The organism is Streptomyces sp. NBC_01546, assembly GCF_045208355.1.
Classification (GTDB): Bacteria; Actinomycetota; Actinomycetes; order Streptomycetales; family Streptomycetaceae; genus Streptomyces.
In genome coordinates, this window is record NZ_CP109379.1 from 6,982,656 (window position 1) to 6,998,683 (window position 16,028).

The following is a 16,028-nucleotide window of genomic DNA, read 5'->3' on the forward strand; positions in this document are numbered from 1 at the left end:
TGTTGTGTCCGTCAGGTGAGAGAACCCCGGAAAGCGCGCCGGTAGGCGTTCGGGGTGGTGTTCAGCGAGCGCACGAACTGGTGGCGCAGGGCGGCCGCGTTGGGGAATCCCGTACGGGCGGCCACCGCCTCCATCGTCTCGTCCGTGTTCTCGAGGAGCCGCTGGGCGCTCAGGACCCGCTGCGCCAGCAGCCAGCGGTACGGGGTGGTGCCGGTCTCCATGCGGAAGCGGCGGGCGAAGGTGCGCGGCGACATGCACGCCAGGGCCGACAGCTGCTCGACGCTGATCTCCTGGTCCAGGTGTTCCTCGGCCCAGGCCAGCACGTCGCGCACGCCGTCCTCGCGGTACTCCGCCACCGGCCTCTCGATGTACTGGGCCTGGCCGCCGTCCCGGTGCGGGGGTACGACCATGCGCCGGGCGATGGCATTGGCGACATCGCTGCCCTGGAGCTTGCGCACCAGGTGGAGGGCGGCGTCGATCCCCGCCGAGGTGCCGGCCGAGGTGAAGACCGGATCCTCGTCGACGTACAGCACCCCCGGCTCGACCTCCGCCTTCGGATACCGCTCGGCGAGCGCGGCGGCGTACCGCCAGTGCGTGGTGCAGCGCCGCCCGTCGAGCAGCCCGGCCGCGCCCAGGACGAAGGCCCCGACACAGACGCTGAGCACCCGGGCACCGCGCGCCACCGCCTGGCGCAGGGCTTCCAGGAGATCCGGCGGGAAGTCCCTGGTGTGGAAGTCGTCCCCGACCGGGATGGCGATGAGATCGGCGTCCACGAGCCGGTCGAGACCGTACGGCGTGCTGATGGTGAATCCGGGGACCGCGCGCACGGATGAGGATTCCGCGGCGACGAGCGCGAAGTCGTAGGCGGGCAGCCCCTCCTCCTGGCGGTCGATCCCGAACACTTCGCATACGACGCCCAGCTCGAACGGGTGGACGTTGTCGAGTAGCACTGCGGCTACGTTCTTCAGCATGGGATCCAATGTGGCAGGGATTCGTGGTGTTCTGACAGTCCCACCACTGTCAGGTGGCCAAAAGCTCCCGCACACTGACGGCATGGATCCGGCAGTGTTCCGGAGTTGTTCACCTGGGTCCGGGGAGGGGGCTGCCGCACTGAATCACTCGCCGATGGAGACGATACCGCCGCGTATTCCCATGACGACGGCCTGTGTGCGATCGGAAGCGCCGACCTTCGAAAAGACGGCGGACAAATGATTCCGCACCGTCTTCTCCGATATCCCGAGCGAGCTGGCCACCCGCCGGTTCGACTTCCCCTGGGACACGAGGACCAGGATCTCGCGCTCGCGCGCCGTCAGGAGGGAGAGCGGCTCCCGGGACGTCGGATCCGTGGGGAGAGGGGTCGGGTCAGGGCAGGCCTGCTGTTCGTCGCCGGTGTCCGTACGCAAGTCCTCGATCATCTGTTCCTGGGCTTCCAGTGCGTCCTGCACCTCACCGAGGGCCTTGTGCATCCTGTCGACCGCCTCGGCGAGAGCCGTAACGGGCTGCGGTGGCGCACCGCAGAATTCACAGCACCTCTTGCCACTCAACTTGACGACTCGCCTCTGCACAACACGTGCCATCAGGTGCACTCCCTTAATGCAGATGTGAAAACCGAACCGCTCTTTTCGGTGAGGTCCAAAATCTCGATTTACGCAGGAGCCTGGGTGTGTATGGCCACCGTCTTGCACCTCGTGTATTCACGCAGCGCCTCCAGCCCCTTCTCCACGCCTATGCCCGAGCGCTTGTATCCCCCGAAGGGAAGCTCCACGCCACCGGCCGCGCTGTAGTTGTTCACGAACACCTGCCCCACCCGCAGCCGCTGGGCGAGCCAGTGGGCGGTGGTCACGTTGGACGTCCAGACACCGGCGGCCAGCCCGTAGGTGGTGTGCTCCGCGAGCTCGACCGCTTCGTCCAGCGCGTCGAACACCGATACGCACAGGACCGGGCCGAAGATCTCCTCGTTGAACACCCGGTGCTCCGGTGTCACGTGGTCCAGGATCGTGGGTTCCACGTAGAACCCCCCGGCGTAGGCCTCGCCCTCGGGCACCGCGCCGCCGGCGCGGACCACGCCGTCCTTGCCGCCCTCGGCCAGGTAGCCGAGCACCCGGTCGCGCTGCTTCGCGGAGATGAGCGGTCCCATGTCGGGATCGCTGATCCCCGGGCCGATGCGCAGGGCGCGGAACGCGTCCGCGAGGGCCGCCACCAGCTCCTTGTGTACGGAGCGGTGGACGAGCAGCCGGCTTCCGGCGGAACAGTTCTGCCCCGCGTGCTCGGTGATCGAGTCGACGATCAGCGGCACCGCTCGCCGGGCGTCGAAGTCGGGGAGGACGATGTGCGGTGACTTGCCGCCGAGCTCCAGGGTGACCGGCACGATGTTCCTCGCGGCCGCGGACATGACGGCCTCGCCGATCTCTCGCGAACCGGTGAAGGCCAGGCGGTCCACGTCGGGATGCGCGGCCAGTGCCGCTCCTGCCTCCTCTCCGTAGCCCGGCACCACGTTCAGTGCGCCCGCCGGGAGTCCTGCTTCCAGAACAATCTCCGCCAGGCGGAGCGAGGTCAACGGCGCGTCCTCGGCCGGCTTGAGCACACAGCAGTTTCCGGCCGCCAGGGCGGGTGCGACGGTCCGGGCTGCGATCTGCAGGGGGTAGTTCCACGGGATGATGTGCCCGCACACCCCGTACGGCTCCCGCAGGGTGAAGGCGAACCGGTCCGCCTGATGCAGGATCGTTTCACCGCCCAGTGCCTCCACGGCACTGGCATAGAAGTCGAAGTAGCGTGCGGCGACGTCGGCGTCGACCAGCGACTGGCTGAGCGGCTTGCCGGTGTCGAGGGTCTCCAGCCTGGCCAGTTCCGGGCGTTCGGCGCGGATCGCCGCGGCGATCCGGCGGCAGACCCCGGACCGCTCCGCCACCGTGGCGAACCGCCAGGCCGACTCGTACGTGGACCGGGCCGCCTCCACGGCCTGGGCGACCTCGGCTTCGCCGCAGCGGGCCACTCGCGCGAACGGGCGGCCGTTCGACGGATCGAGGACGTCGATCCATCCCACCGCGGGAACCTTCTTTCCCGCGATGACGGCCGTGTACTCAGGTAAGTCTGCTTCGCTCACGGGGGCATCAAGCTCCTTGCGTGGGGGACCGCAACACTCGTCGTCAGCCGGTCATCGAACCGCCGAGAATTCTCGTCAGATCACGAGCGGCGACGTCGCGGGGGCAGCACACCAGCAGGCGCTGCTGTTTGAGCGCACCATCGACAAGTGCAGGGAGATCCTTGCCGGAATAACCGAACGACGCAAGGCCGCCTGGACCGCCGGTATCCGCAACCAGCCGCTGCAAAGTGGCCGGAAGTACATCCGCTCCATGTGCCGTCGACACGCCGCCCAGATTCGCACCGAGCAACTCGGCCGCACGCAAGTGGCGCTCAGGTGATGTCGGATAGGTGAATTCGAATGCCGCCGGGGCCGTGGAGACGACCGCGGCGCCGTGCGGCACCATCGGGTGATCGACCGTATATCCTTCCGGCCGGTAGTCCCGGACCATTCCGGCTATCGGATAGGCGCACGCGTGCGGAATATGGGTTCCGGCGTTGCCGAAGCCCATTCCGGCATAGCTCGCCGCCTGGCTCATTCCGATCCGGGCCTCCAGGTCGTCCGGGTTGAGCACGGCCCGCCTGAGGTAGCGGCCGACCAGTCTCAGCGCCTGCTCCACCCACACGTCACTGATCGGGTTGGCGCCGACGTACAGCGGCCGGTCCGCGGGAGTGGGGTAGGGGGGACGCCGGTCGTAGGGGCGGGCCGTATACGACTCGCAGGCGTGCGTCAGCACGTCGTACCCCGATGACGCGGTCACCGCCGGCGGCAGGGTGAGGGTGTTGGCGGGGTCGATCAGCGCCAGGGACGGCAGCAGCCGCAGATCGCTGATCCCCGTCTTCACGTTCAGGCCGGAGACGCCGAGGGCGACCATTGCGGTGCACTCGCTGCCGCTCCCGGCCGTGGTGGGCACCGCCACCAGCGGCTTCAGCGGGCCGGGGATCCTGGTGCCGGCGCCTATCGGCGGGTTCAGGTAGTCGCGTACCGACCGGCCGGGGTAGGTGAGCAGCAGGTTCAGCATCTTGGCGGTGTCGATCGAGCTGCCGCCGCCGAGGCCGACGTAGCCGTCCACCCGCAGGGACGCCAGTTCGCGGGCGGCCTGGGTACAGCTCTCGTCGGTCGGCTCCACCTGGGCACGGTCGAAGACCGTGACCGCGATTCCCTCCTGCTCGATGAGCTTGGCGACCCGGGCCGGCAGGCCGAGGCCGGCCAGCACGCGGTCGGTCACCAGCAGGACCGACCGGACGCCGGCCCTGCGCAGTTCGTATCCGATTTCCCGGGTGGCGCCGACACCGAATTTCAGCGGTGGAGCCTGCCAGCCGATGATCCTCTCGTGCTCTGGGGAACTCTCGCCGACCCACGCAACCGGCTCCACCGTCTGCCCTCGCCCTCTTATCTGACCGGCAACATTACGTTGCATATTCACGGCGAATTTGATCAGGTGAGGGCCACATTAGTCGGGTGAATTCAGCCTCACCATAGGACTCTCGTCCCATACGGGAAGGGGCGGGGTGTCCGAATTCCCACCCCGCCCCTTCCCGTTCCCCTCCCCGCCCCGTCCCGCCTCGCCGTGCTGTCAGGCGGGTTCCACGGTCAGCCGTGCCTCGATTTCCTTGACACGGACCGTGTCGGCGTCAACGGATTCCTGGCTCGGGCCGCCGAGGATGACCCAGCCCAGGCTGGTGAACAGGTCCTCCGTGCACGGCACCTGCTCGCCGTTGCGGTAGGGCAGGCCCAGCCGCTGGAAGGTGGGCAGTTCCCGGACCGCGTCCAGTGCCTCGGCGTTGCGCAGGATTCCCTCACGCGGGCTGGACAGCCACACCACGCGCACCGGCTGCACGATCTCGTACCCGGGGGTGAACGTACCGTCGAGGTGGTGGCGGACCGTGCGGTCGATCTGGCAGTCCCCGGTGGCCAGTCGCGCCGAATACTGCAGACAGCTTCCGGCCAGCCGCGCGGCCGTCTCGATCAGCCGCGGGCCGTCGGCCGTGAGCATGACCTCCGTGTGGGTGCAGCCGGTACGGATTCCGACCGCCTGGGCCACCTCACGGGTGTACTCGCCCAGCATCGTCGCGATCGGGTCCTGCGGGGCCAGGTAGTCGACCGCGTCGTAGATCCCGATCCTGTCGTTCTTCGCCGACTTGCTGTAGCGGCTGACCGAGACCAGCCCGAACTTCCCGTCGACCGAGTAGGTGTCGACGATGTACTCCGTCCCCTCGGCGAACTCCTGCACCAGGACGGTGTCGTTGCGGATGTCGAAGCGGTTGACCGAGCCCAGGAGGCGGTTGAAGTAGGGCCGCCAGTCCTCCCGCGCGCCGACCTTGTGCACGTCGTCCGTGCCCCCGCTGCGGCGGGGCTTGAGCACCAGCGGCCGGCCCTCGAGGCCGTTGTCCCGGATCCACGCGGCGACCTCCTCGGGATCGGCGGTGGCGATCTGGCGCAGGTGCGGGATGCCGGCGGCCGCGACCGCCTGGCCCATGGGCCATTTGTCCCGGCGGGCTTCGGACAGTTCGAACACGTTGCCCGTGCCCGGCATCAGTTCCTCGATCAGCGCGTCGACCAGCATGACCGCGGACTCGTTGCCCGGGATGATGGCGACCGGGTCGTAACCCTTCACCGTCCGGATGAGCTCGGCCAAGTCCCCGTCGTGGTGGTGCGTACGGAAGAAGGCGTCCGGATTCCACGTACGCCGGTACGAGTTGAGCGGGCCCGGCGTGCTCAGCACGGCCACCGGTTCGATGTCTCGCTCCCGGAAGGCGTTCGCATACTCGGCCGCGCCGGAGTAGGGGTCGACGAGAATCGCGTAGCGGGGCATTTCTTTCCTCCTGAGTAGTGCCTGGGCGCTGCCTGCCTCACTTGCCGACGGTGGCCTCCGCGCCGGTGCCGAGGCCTTCGCCGGACCCCGCGCCGCCGTCCGGCTCCGTTCGCGGCGGCTTGCGGTCGGCGGCGCCCGTGGGGCGCACACCCAGCCATGCGGCGCCCACCGCGAGCAGCCCGACGGCTCCGCAGCCGAGCCACAGGCCGTCCCCGAACCTGTTCCAGAGCATGACGCCGAGGAACGGGCCCACCGCGGTGCCGAGTCCGTACAGCGAGTTCGACGCGCCCAGGTAGCGGCCGCGCAGCTCGGGCGGTCCGGCCTGCGCCGGATAGGCGAAGAAGAGGGTCGGATAGCCCACGATCTCGCCGAGCGACCAGACGAGGGTCGCGATCACCAGCGCGGCGATTCCCCAGGGCAGTGCGTACAGGCTCATCCCGATGCCGGTCAGGGCCACACCGGCGATCACCGCGATCCTGGCCGGCCAGCGCTGCACCACCTTGGCGACCAGCAGCTCGCAGGTGATGACGAGGGCGCCGTTGAGCGCGACCATCGCCGCGTACACACCGGTGCCCAGGCCGAGGTGCTTGACCGTCAGCGGAAGGGTCGAAACGTACTGGATGTAGATCACCGAGCTCGCGAACATCGCCAGCAGGAACAGCAGGTAACGGCCGTCCGCCAGCACCGCGAGATAGCTCGGCTTGCGGCCTGTCGCGACCCCGGATTCCGAGGCGTCCGCCGCCTCCTTCTCCCCGGTCGCGGACACCTGGCCGTGGGGCAGGGTCACCCCGGCCACCGTCGCGAAGACCAGGATCGCCAAGGCCTCGCCCCAGAAGAGGAAGTCCCACGACACCTGGACCAGGGCCGCGCCCAGCAGCGGGGCCGCCGTCGTGCCGAGGTTGATCGCCAGCCGGACCATGGCGAAGATCATGACCTGGCGTTCGGCGGGGATGAGCTGGCTGATCATGCTCGTGGAGGCGGGACGGTACGCCTGGCTCAGGGCTCCGCCGACTCCGATGACCGTCAGGATCGCCGCGTAGTTGTCCAGGTAGAGGACCGCGGGGAACAGCAATGCCGAGCTCACCAGCGTCGACATGATGGTCAGCCGCGGACCGATCCGGTCGGACATCCAGCCGCCGGTCAGCACCCCCAGCACGGTCCCCGCGCCGTAGACGCCGAGTGCGATGCCGGCCTGGGCGTCGGTGAACCCGCGCTGCGTCATGTACAGCACCATGAAGACCTGGATGAAACCGCCGAGTCTGTTCACCGCGGTGCCGACGAGCAGGGACTTCACGGCTGTCGGTGACTCCCGCCAGACCGTTTTGACGCCGACGTGGACGGGCTCCGGCTCCGTCTCGTTCACTGCAGAGGGGGAATCGCTGCTTGCCATGGGATTACTCTGCGACGCTGCAGGCCAGGGCGACAGTGGCCAGACTGACGTCCGTCCACGATTTCCTGCCACGCGCGGTCATCCGGCGTCTCCCGGCTTCGCGTCCGCGAGTCCGGCGAGGGCCTGACCGAAGACCTCGCGTGCCCGCCGGCTGATCCGCTCGCGCCACGTCGCGTCGTCCGCCGGGCAGAACGCCGCGCGGATCAGCTGCTTGAGTTCGGAGCCGACCGCTTCGGCCGGCGAGCTGTGCCGGTGCAGCCAGGCATCCGCGCACAGCGCGAGCAGCACCTCGGGGCCCGGCTGCGTGCCGAACTCCAGGGTGATGGCCGTGAGCCGGCTGCCGGGCCCCAGGCCGTCGGCCACCGCGGTCGCGGTATTGCCCACGATGGGCGTGGAGGAGGAGGTGCCCAGCTCCGAGGCGGTGAGCGCGTCCCCGTACCAGCGCCGGGCCCGCTCATGGGCGTGGGCGTCACGGCCGCCGCGGAAGATGGGTTCGCCGACACCGCGCTCACCGAGCCCCGTGTGCAGGTCGATGTAGGCGACGTGCGCGGCGCCGGCGATCTGCTCGGCCACCACCGCCTGGAACACCCGCCGGGACCAGGTGGGCCGCAGCCCGCCGTAGAACAGGCCGTCGGCGTGCCGGTACTGGCCCCGGGTGACGGCCTCCTGCAGGGTCTGCGGGCCGAGCCGCTCGCGCAGCACGGTCAGGTCCGCCACCAGCTCATGCGGGGAGAAGGCGGGGGAGTCCGGCGGCACCAGCGTCGCGTGGACGGCGTCGTACGCGTCGTTGTGCGGCGGGGCCCCGTGGTCGACGAAGTTCCGGTTGAGGTCGACGTTGTCCTCGTTCACGCGCCGCAGGTACGCGAAACCGTACGGATTGAGGGCGTGTACGAGCAGCACACCGGTCCTCGGCCCGGCCTCCCTCGCCACCCCCTCCCGCAGCAGGATCCCGGTCTGGCACGCCGAGCCGCAGAAGCCCTCGATGCCGTGCGTTCCGGAGACCGTCACCAGCAGCTTCTCCGGATCGGGCGGTCCCACGTAGGCGGTGTCGACGCAGAGTTCACCGCCGTCGGGCCCGCGGTGCCCCGGCAGCGCGTACGTCCTGCGCCGCGCGCCCGCTGCTTCGGCCGCACGCAGGAAGTCCCCGCGGGCCTGCGAGTAGTCGGAGGGAAAGACGACGTCTGCCATGGCTGTCTCGCGTTCCTGGAGTTCCGGGGGGCTCAGCCGCGCCCGGAGGGCAGCGGCACACCCAGGGCCGTGAGGATCGAGTGCGCCCCGTCCTGCGTGGGGACGTGCAGCATGCACAGCACCCGGTCGCCCGGCGCCGCGTGCTGCTCGAAGTAGGCGTTCGCCTCGGGAACGTAGCTGGTGGGCCGCTCCCGGTAGAGGTCGAGCGGACGGCCGATGCCCGGGAAGACGCCTCGGGCCGCGTCGAAGGCGGCGCCGGGCACGAGCGCCTCGGCCACCTCGGCCGCCAGCGCCACCTGGTTGTCGTCCTTGCCCGCGAGATCGGGGTACATGCTGATGTCCGGATGCCCGCTGAACGCCGACATCGCGCAGTGCACCACCGGGTTGTACGTCTTGAGCGCGATCACCTCGGGGAACGGGCGGCCGTCGGCCAGCAGCCGGGCGAAGTGGAGGGACCAGCTCTCGCCGAAGACCGGGCCGTTGCGGTACTTGTCACCGACGAACTGGATCATGACGTGCAGGCAGGAGCGCCCCGACGGAAGCTCCGCCCAGTGGGACGTGAGCAGCGAAACGGCAAGATCGCGCTCCCGGTCCACCCCGACGACCACGTAGTCGGCCTCCGTCAGCATGTCGCGGCGGAGCGTGAACAGCTGACGGGTCTGCAGGCCGGGCATCGTCTCCACCAGGCCGTCCACGATCCACTTCTCGGTCTCGGTCGGCAGCTCCCGGCCGGGCGGCAGGGCCATCACCTCGACTCCCTGCCGCCCGTTCGGCCGTGCGGCCCGGTCGTTGTCCGGCACGGATGACCCCGCTCAGACGTCGGCCGAGGTGGGCAGCGGGATCTGGCCCTCGGTACGGCCGAGCACGGTGAGCTGGTGCAGCTCGACGAAGTACAGCTTCCACAGCCAGTAGACGTGGTTGAGGTGCTCGACGACCTTCTGCTCGTCCGCGTCCGTGGTGACCAGGGTGGACATCACCCGCCACACGAAGTCGTCGTGGTCGTCGTCGAGGTCGGTGTTGACGTGGGCGCGCGCGCCCTTCACGTTCTCCTGGCCGAGGACGCTCTCCAGGTTGTCCAGCCATTCGGGCTGGGTGCGCGTGGTCACGTACTCCACGAAGTAGACGCTGGTGATCAGCGCGAGCGGGCTGTCCTCGAACTCCATGCCGTACTGGAGGTACCCGGTGAGCAGCTTGGTGGAGAGCATCGGCTCGGTGGAGTAGATCTGGTCCTTGGTGACGCCGACCTTGGCGAGGTCCGCGGCGAACAGCCGGTCGTGCAGCATCTCGTCGTCGGTGTAGTGCGCCCAGGCCTTGGCCTGCACCGGGTCGACCTTGGTGAAGTACTTGATGGCCAGCGCGTCGATGGTCCGCTTGCGGCGCAGCCGCAGGATGGTCTCGATGTTGTGGCGCTTGTAGTAGTCCAGGTTGAGTTCGGCGGCACTCTTCTGGTGCTGGGCGAACGGGACCGTCTCGTAGAAGTCCTTGATGAAGGTGTCGAGGATCGCGTCGACCCGCTTGCGCAGTTCGGGGTTGATCGTCATGGGCTTGCTTCCCTCCTGTGGGGTCAGTGGCAGCCGCAACTCGCGCTGGAGACGCGCTGCATCCGGCCGCGGCGCACCGCTTTGCGGGCGCCGAGTACGACGGTTCCGTCCGATGTCAGCAGCGAGCTGCGGGGGCAGAGGAAGGCCAGGGCGAAACGCGTGGCCGGTGTGATCCCCAGCCCGAGGTTGACCACGCCGCCGGTGGCGCCGTACACCTCGTTGGGTCCGCAGTTCGCCGGAATGACCTCTGTGGTGGTGTTGATCCCGAAGCCGAGTTCCCAGATGACGCGGTAACGCGGATCGTCGGTGAGGAGCTTGTCCAGCTCCGCGGCGGCCGGCGCGGCCCCCGAAGTCTGCGGGGTGACACCCTCGATGCTTCCGGCGGTGACGTGGAGCGTCACGGCGTGGGAGACGAGGGGGGAGAGCGCTTCGAACATCCGCTGCTGCTCGGCGCCGTCGGCGGGGTCCGCGTGCCGGTGCACGATCGGCCACCCGCGCAGCGTCAGGTCCCCGTGGAGACCGAGCAGCCGGGCTTCCGGCTCGAAGGTGGTGATCTCGGCGGCGGTCACGCTCAACTTGCCGGAAGGGAAGATCTGTTGATCGCCCGGTTCCAGGATTCCCGCCTGCTGGTTCCAGACGCAGTCGCCCACCGTGTGGTCGAACTCGGCTTCGGTGCCCGAGGCGTCGTCGACGATCGTCAGCCGGTCGCTGTCCCCGACGAGGTCGAAGAACTCCTCGGCGGTGGCCGCATGTTGGGCGATGTCGGTTTTCGCCGCGGTGCGCAGGAAGTAGCGGACGTACTCGTCGGTGAGCGGCGTGGAGCCCGCCGGCAGTACGGCCAGCTTGCGCGCGCCCAGCTCCTGCGGCGTCGGCGAGTCGAGGAAGCGGCCGGGGCAGACGGCCAGTACGTGCGCGTCCGGCGGAACGCTCTCGGCGATCAGCGTGCCCAGGCGCGTCCCGCGCGGCAGGGTCAGGTGGACCACACGGGAATACCCGTCACCGGGAAGCAGCGAGAGGGGCTCGCCGCCGTCCTCACTCGTTATCAGACAGAATGTCTCGACCGGCTCGCCGAATTGACCGAAGTCAGCTGTGGTGAGATCCAGCGGTGACACGGGCGCACTCCCTAGTGAAAGACGACGAGAACCCCGTGGCGGGGCATTCACATGCCCCGCCACGGGTCGGTACTCAGCCCAGGAGCGTGCCCAGGTAGTTACGGTTCTTCTGCACCTTGATCTTCTTCATGACAGTCACCTCCTGTTAATTGTATTTTTTTACATTCACCCCGAACGGTCGGACGGTCGATAGCCGCTAGTCCGCGGTGACGACCCTCTCCACCGTGGGGTGGTCCGGGTGTCCGATCAGCGCCAGTCCATTACTCGTGAGGACGCGCGTGTCGGGCGAAATGATGTCCAGGTGGTATTGGGTGTACGGAGTGAGCCCGAGGCCGTAGTGGAGACAGCCTTCCGTGCCGCCGTACACCTCGTTCATGGCGTGGTTGCCGGGCAGGATGTCGAGGGAGGTGTTGAGGGCGTGGCCGATCTCCCACACGATCCGGTAGCGGGAGTCCACCGCGAACATCTGCTCCAGCATCGCCACGGCCGGCGCGGCTCCCGGGTCCAGCGCCTCCAGGCGCGTGATCCTGCCGTCCTCGACCTTGGCCTTGATGGCGTGGTCACGCATCGCCCAGAGCTGGGAGTGGATGCGGGCCTGGTCGGTCCGGGAGAAGGACGGGGTGCCGTTGTGCAGGATCGGGTACCCGCGCAGCGTGATCTCGCCTTCCAGCGGCAGTTTCAGGGCCTCGTCGAACTCCCTGATCTCCACCGGCAGCACGCTGATCTCGCCGGACGGGACGATCTGCTGGTCGCCCCACTCGAGCGGACCGGCCTGCTGGTTCCACACCAGGCCGTCGCGGAGATGGTCGAGTACGGCCCGGGTGCCGTGCACGGGATCGGCGTACACCAGGTGGTCGGCCTCTTCGGCGAGCTCGAAGAACGTGTCGCAGAACGCCGCCTGGTCGACCGACGAGGTCCGCTCCATGACGCCGAGGAAGTGCCGGATCTCATCGAGGGTGGTGGGCGTCGAGTTGCACGCCATGCCCATGATCTTCCGCTGCCCCACCAGATCGGGATCCGGAGATTCGAAGAACCGATGGGGTGAGACCACCAGAATGTGAGCGGGTTCCGGTATCCGCTTTTCGAGGAGGTCCTCGAAACGGTCGCCGGCTCCCATCGGGATCGTCAGGTAGTCCTTGTACGCAGCGGATTCGACGATCTCGAACTGATCGGCCAACTCGGGGTTCGTGACCAGACAGAAAGTACTTCCGGTGGCCTCGCCGAACTGGCTGAAGCGCCCGGGATCGATGGATATCTGTGTCATGATCACTCCCGTCATGGCCTGTGCCACTTGCCCTCGCCGTGGTCACTACTTTGGCTTCCGGGAGCTACCGCGCGCTATAGGACCATTGTCCCTGGGAACTTTGTCGGCGAGGCATTCTCGGCCCGGCCGTTTCCGTCATCGCACATCGCTTGCCGGTACAGCGCCGACAGTGCGCCGTCGATGGGGTGGGGCTGCGGATTACCCGAGGAGTCCGGCCCGTTCCACCTCTGGAGGTTGACCGCGACGGACATCTGTCGCTTGCCGTCGGCCCGGGTCAGGGACAGCGTTCCGGCCCCCCAGGCGGAGCCGTCGTGGCCCCAGAAGGTGCCGCAGCCCCGGATCTCGACCATGTGCAGACCGAGGCCGTACTGGACCGTCGATCCGTCCAGGGCGCGGACCGGGAGCGTGCGCTGCATCTGCGCCAGCGACGACCGGCTGACGATCCCGCCGTCGAGCAGCCTGGCGTAGAAGCGGTTGAGGTCCTCCATGGTCGATACGAGAGCGGCCCCCGTCCCCGTCCAGGACGCGTTGTAGACGCTGTAGTCGCGCGGCGGGTCGATCACGCCCCACAATGCCTCGTACATCCGCGAGTGCGGTCCCTCGATACGCGGTCCGGCCGGAAACCCGGTGTGCCGGAGCCCGGCGCGCTCGATGACGTTCCGGGTGATGTACTCCTCGGCCGGGGTGCCGGTCACCTGCTCCAGGAGTTGGCCGAGGAGCAGGTAGTTGGTGTTGGAGTACACCCCCGTGGGGGCTCCGGGCTCGCCGGCGGGAGGCGCCGCGAGCCCCAGCTCGATCAGCTCGGCCGGCCGGAACTGCCTGAACCGGTTGTCGTCCAGGCTCTTGGACGAGACGTCCGGCAGGGAAGGGAACCCCTGGATGGACGGGAACGCGTAGGGGATGTAATCGGGGATGCCGCTGGTGTGGTTGAGCAGCATCCGCACCGTGATCTTCCTGCCGCGCTCTCCGGGCACCAGCTGCGGCAGATAGCCGCCGATCGGCGCGTCGAGCCGGATCCGGCCCTGCTCGACCTGCTGCATGACGGCGGCGGCGGTGAAGGTCTTGGTGACGCTGCCGACGCGGTGGCGCATGTCGGGCCTGACGGGACGGCCGGTTCCGACATCGGCGACGCCGGAGGCGCCGCGCCAGGTCAGGCCGGCATCGCGCACCTCGGCGTACACCCCCGGTATCCCCGCGCTGTGGACACCGTCCATGGCGGACTGCAGCTCCGCGGGATCGAAGCCGGACGACGGGCTCGTGCTGCCGGTCCGGTCGGGTGCGGGGGCCGCCGCCACCGTGCCCGTACAGGCAACCAGCGCGGCCACGCCTCCGCACAACACCATTCGGATCTTCAAGACATCCGTCCTTTCGTGATCAATGTGGGCAACGGGGCACTCTCCCCGTGCTGTTCGGCAGACACGACCTAGGCCAGCGCGCGGCGCAGGGCTGCGGTGAGGTCGGCGATCTGGCGTTGCGACACCTCGGCGGAGAGGATCGCCTGCGATCCGTGGAACGTGCCGGGCCACTGGTGCAGGTCGACCGACACGCCCGCCTGCAGCAGGCGCAGCGCGTAGGCGATGTCCTCGTCACGGTTGGGGCAGAGCTCCGCGGTGGCGATGTACGCCGGGGGCAGGCCGGACAGGTGGGCGGCCCGCGCGGGGGCGGCGTACGGCGTGGCGGGCTGGGAACCCAGGTAGTGCCGCCATGCTGCGGCGACCTTGTCGCGGTTCATCCAGGGCACGTCGGTGAACTCCCGGCGCGACCACGTCTGTTCCCGGTCGTCGAGTCCGGGCTCGTTGAGCAGCTGGAAGCGGATCGGCGGCCCCTGATGGTCACGCGCCCGCAACGCCACCGCGGCCGCGAGCCCCCCGCCGGCGCTGTGACCGCCGACCGCGATCCGCTCCGGGTCGACGCCGAGTTCGGCCGCGTGCTCGGCGGTCCAGGTCAGTACGGCGTAGGCGTCGTCCAGGGCGGCCGGGAACCGGTGCTCGGGCGCCAGGCGGTAGTCGACCGAGATCACCACCGCCCCGGAGAGGTCCGCGAGCCGTGCGGCCCACGGATGCTCGCTGTCCAGGCCGCCGAAGACGCCTCCGCCGCCGTGCAGCCAGACGAGTGCGCCCTGTGCCCGGTGCGGGCGGTAGATCCGCACCGCCACGTCCGGATCGGCGGGAACGGTGCGGTCCTCGACCTCCATGTTCGAGGTGTCCGGTGCCGGCGCCCCGGCGGCACGCTCGGCGAAGTCCTTGCGCGAGGCGACCGGGTCGTCCATGTCGAGGTCAGGCAGGAACGGTACGAATGCTTCGAGTTCGGGATCCATGACGACCATCCTCACGGTCGTCACCCACGGGGGTCATCCGCCGTCCGTCGCGCATCCCGCCCCGATCACGCACCGATCGGCGCACCCCTGCCCTCCTATCCTTCTGCCATGCAGGCACTGGCTTTACGGCTGTCGGGACTGGATCCGTACGTGGACGGCGCGATCCGCATCATCGCCTTCTACGACACGCTGATGCGCCGGCGGGTGGACCTCCCGGCGCTCGCCCGGGCCTCGGCGGGCCTGGCCGAGTGCGTGGCCGGGATCCGGCTCCACGGCACGGGGCGGGCGATCCGCATCTCGCCCGACGGCAAGGAGGCGTCCGCACCGCCGGCATCCGCGTCCACCACCGTGCCGGTCACCCTCGACGAGGAGGAGATCGGCACGGCGTGGCTGGAGCGCCCCGGAGCGCCCGGCCCGCTCGACGAGGTCCTCCTCGACCGGCTCGCCATCGCCGCCGCGGCCGTCGCCGAGCGGTACGGCCCGGCCCGCACCACCATGGCCGACCCCGCCCTCGTCGAACTGGCGATCAGCGCCGACAGCGACGAGGCGGCCCGCGCCCGGGCGCTGCGGCTCCTCGGTTTCGCCGCCGACCCGCCGGTCCACGTCGTCGCCGTACGGTCGCGGCTTGCGCTGGACCGGATCGGCGGCCTGGTGTGCCCGGCCCGCCAGGTGAAGGCGGCGCCGCTCGGCGACGTGGGCGTCATCCTGGCCACCACCGTGGACCCGGCCCGCTTTCCGGCCGGCGTACGCGCGGGCATCAGCACCGCCGGACGCCTTGACCGGGCCTGGCGGGAAGCCCGCACCGCCCTCCGCTTCACGACCCCGCGTGAACCCGTCATCCCCTACGCCGGCCTGGGCGCGCTGGCGCTCCTGGCCGAGATACCCCGGGACGTCTCGCGCGACAACGCCGACGTGGCCGCCATCGCCCGCATCGCAGGCAGCCCGGAGGATCTTCAGACGCTGGACGCCTACTGCGTCACCGGCTCCCTGCGCCGGGCAGCCGACCTCCTCCACCTGCACCACAGCAGCATCGCCCGCCGACTGGAACAGATCGCGAAGACCCTGGGCATCGAGCTCACCGAACCCGGCGGGCTGACACGGGCCAGGATCGCCCTCACCGCATGGCGGCTGCTCGACGACTGAGGAAGACCCTCCCGCACCGCTCCTGACGGCTGCGGATGCGCGCGCACGCGACTTTTACCTGGTGTTTTGTGGTGCGTCAAGTCCCGACTTTCCGGAACATGACCCGGGTGTGCCCGGCGGGGCTTACTTATGGAGCGGGAAGGAAGCCTCACCGGAAACGGAACGAGGCAACAGGG

General features: G+C 69.2%; 14 protein-coding genes. 1 reads left to right on the forward strand and 13 read right to left on the reverse strand.

The genetic code is table 11. The features are described from left to right. Nucleotides 1-11 precede the first annotated feature (11 nt). The 13 genes from OHA89_RS31950 to OHA89_RS32010 all read right to left on the reverse strand — a co-directional run bounded on the left by OHA89_RS31950 (nt 12) and on the right by OHA89_RS32010 (nt 14,709). Nucleotides 12-971 (reverse strand): GlxA family transcriptional regulator, encoded by a 960-nt coding sequence (locus OHA89_RS31950; RefSeq protein WP_266611193.1) that lies wholly within the window; start codon nt 969-971, stop codon nt 12-14. A 144-nt stretch (nt 972-1,115) separates the two neighbouring features. Further along, nucleotides 1,116-1,577 (reverse strand): response regulator transcription factor, encoded by a 462-nt coding sequence (locus OHA89_RS31955; RefSeq protein WP_406367697.1) that lies wholly within the window; start codon nt 1,575-1,577, stop codon nt 1,116-1,118. Between the two features lie 68 nt (nt 1,578-1,645). Continuing rightward, a complete protein-coding gene (locus OHA89_RS31960; RefSeq protein WP_406367698.1) occupies nt 1,646-3,103 on the reverse strand; it encodes an aldehyde dehydrogenase family protein in 1,458 nt (485 codons plus the stop codon). A gap of 43 nt (nt 3,104-3,146) precedes the next feature. Beyond that, complete coding sequence (locus OHA89_RS31965; protein ID WP_266612532.1) at nt 3,147-4,502, reverse strand: hydroxyacid-oxoacid transhydrogenase; 1,356 nt, start codon at nt 4,500-4,502, stop codon at nt 3,147-3,149. 156 nt (nt 4,503-4,658) lie between these two features. After that, on the reverse strand, nt 4,659-5,897 hold the full coding sequence (locus tag OHA89_RS31970; protein ID WP_215144937.1) for an ATP-grasp domain-containing protein: 1,239 nt from the start codon (nt 5,895-5,897) through the stop codon (nt 4,659-4,661). Between the two features lie 37 nt (nt 5,898-5,934). Next, complete coding sequence (locus OHA89_RS31975; protein WP_266611198.1) at nt 5,935-7,287, reverse strand: MFS transporter; 1,353 nt, start codon at nt 7,285-7,287, stop codon at nt 5,935-5,937. 78 nt (nt 7,288-7,365) lie between these two features. Beyond that, on the reverse strand, nt 7,366-8,475 hold the full coding sequence (locus OHA89_RS31980; protein ID WP_266611200.1) for a M14 family metallopeptidase: 1,110 nt from the start codon (nt 8,473-8,475) through the stop codon (nt 7,366-7,368). Nucleotides 8,476-8,507: 32 nt separating this feature from the next. Next, nucleotides 8,508-9,275, reverse strand: a complete 768-nt coding sequence (locus tag OHA89_RS31985) for a hypothetical protein (protein ID WP_266611202.1) — start codon at nt 9,273-9,275, stop codon at nt 8,508-8,510. A 12-nt stretch (nt 9,276-9,287) separates the two neighbouring features. After that, nucleotides 9,288-10,016: a hypothetical protein gene (locus OHA89_RS31990; protein WP_215144930.1), complete on the reverse strand. Its 729-nt coding sequence runs from the start codon at nt 10,014-10,016 to the stop codon at nt 9,288-9,290. A 23-nt stretch (nt 10,017-10,039) separates the two neighbouring features. After that, nucleotides 10,040-11,128 carry a hypothetical protein gene (locus tag OHA89_RS31995; RefSeq protein ID WP_266611204.1) on the reverse strand — a complete coding sequence of 363 codons (1,089 nt, stop codon included), beginning with the start codon at nt 11,126-11,128 and terminating at the stop codon, nt 10,040-10,042. Between the two features lie 196 nt (nt 11,129-11,324). Beyond that, nucleotides 11,325-12,392: a hypothetical protein gene (locus OHA89_RS32000; protein ID WP_257557626.1), complete on the reverse strand. Its 1,068-nt coding sequence runs from the start codon at nt 12,390-12,392 to the stop codon at nt 11,325-11,327. 74 nt (nt 12,393-12,466) lie between these two features. Next, nucleotides 12,467-13,606: a serine hydrolase domain-containing protein gene (locus OHA89_RS32005; RefSeq protein WP_406368661.1), complete on the reverse strand. Its 1,140-nt coding sequence runs from the start codon at nt 13,604-13,606 to the stop codon at nt 12,467-12,469. 209 nt (nt 13,607-13,815) lie between these two features. After that, the gene (locus tag OHA89_RS32010; RefSeq protein ID WP_266611206.1) at nt 13,816-14,709 is read right to left on the reverse strand and encodes an alpha/beta hydrolase; all 894 of its coding nucleotides are present in this window, start codon (nt 14,707-14,709) and stop codon (nt 13,816-13,818) included. Between the two features lie 108 nt (nt 14,710-14,817). Between OHA89_RS32010 and OHA89_RS32015 the strand changes: the two genes are divergently transcribed. Beyond that, nucleotides 14,818-15,852: a helix-turn-helix domain-containing protein gene (locus tag OHA89_RS32015; protein ID WP_406367699.1), complete on the forward strand. Its 1,035-nt coding sequence runs from the start codon at nt 14,818-14,820 to the stop codon at nt 15,850-15,852. Nucleotides 15,853-16,028 lie beyond the last annotated feature (176 nt).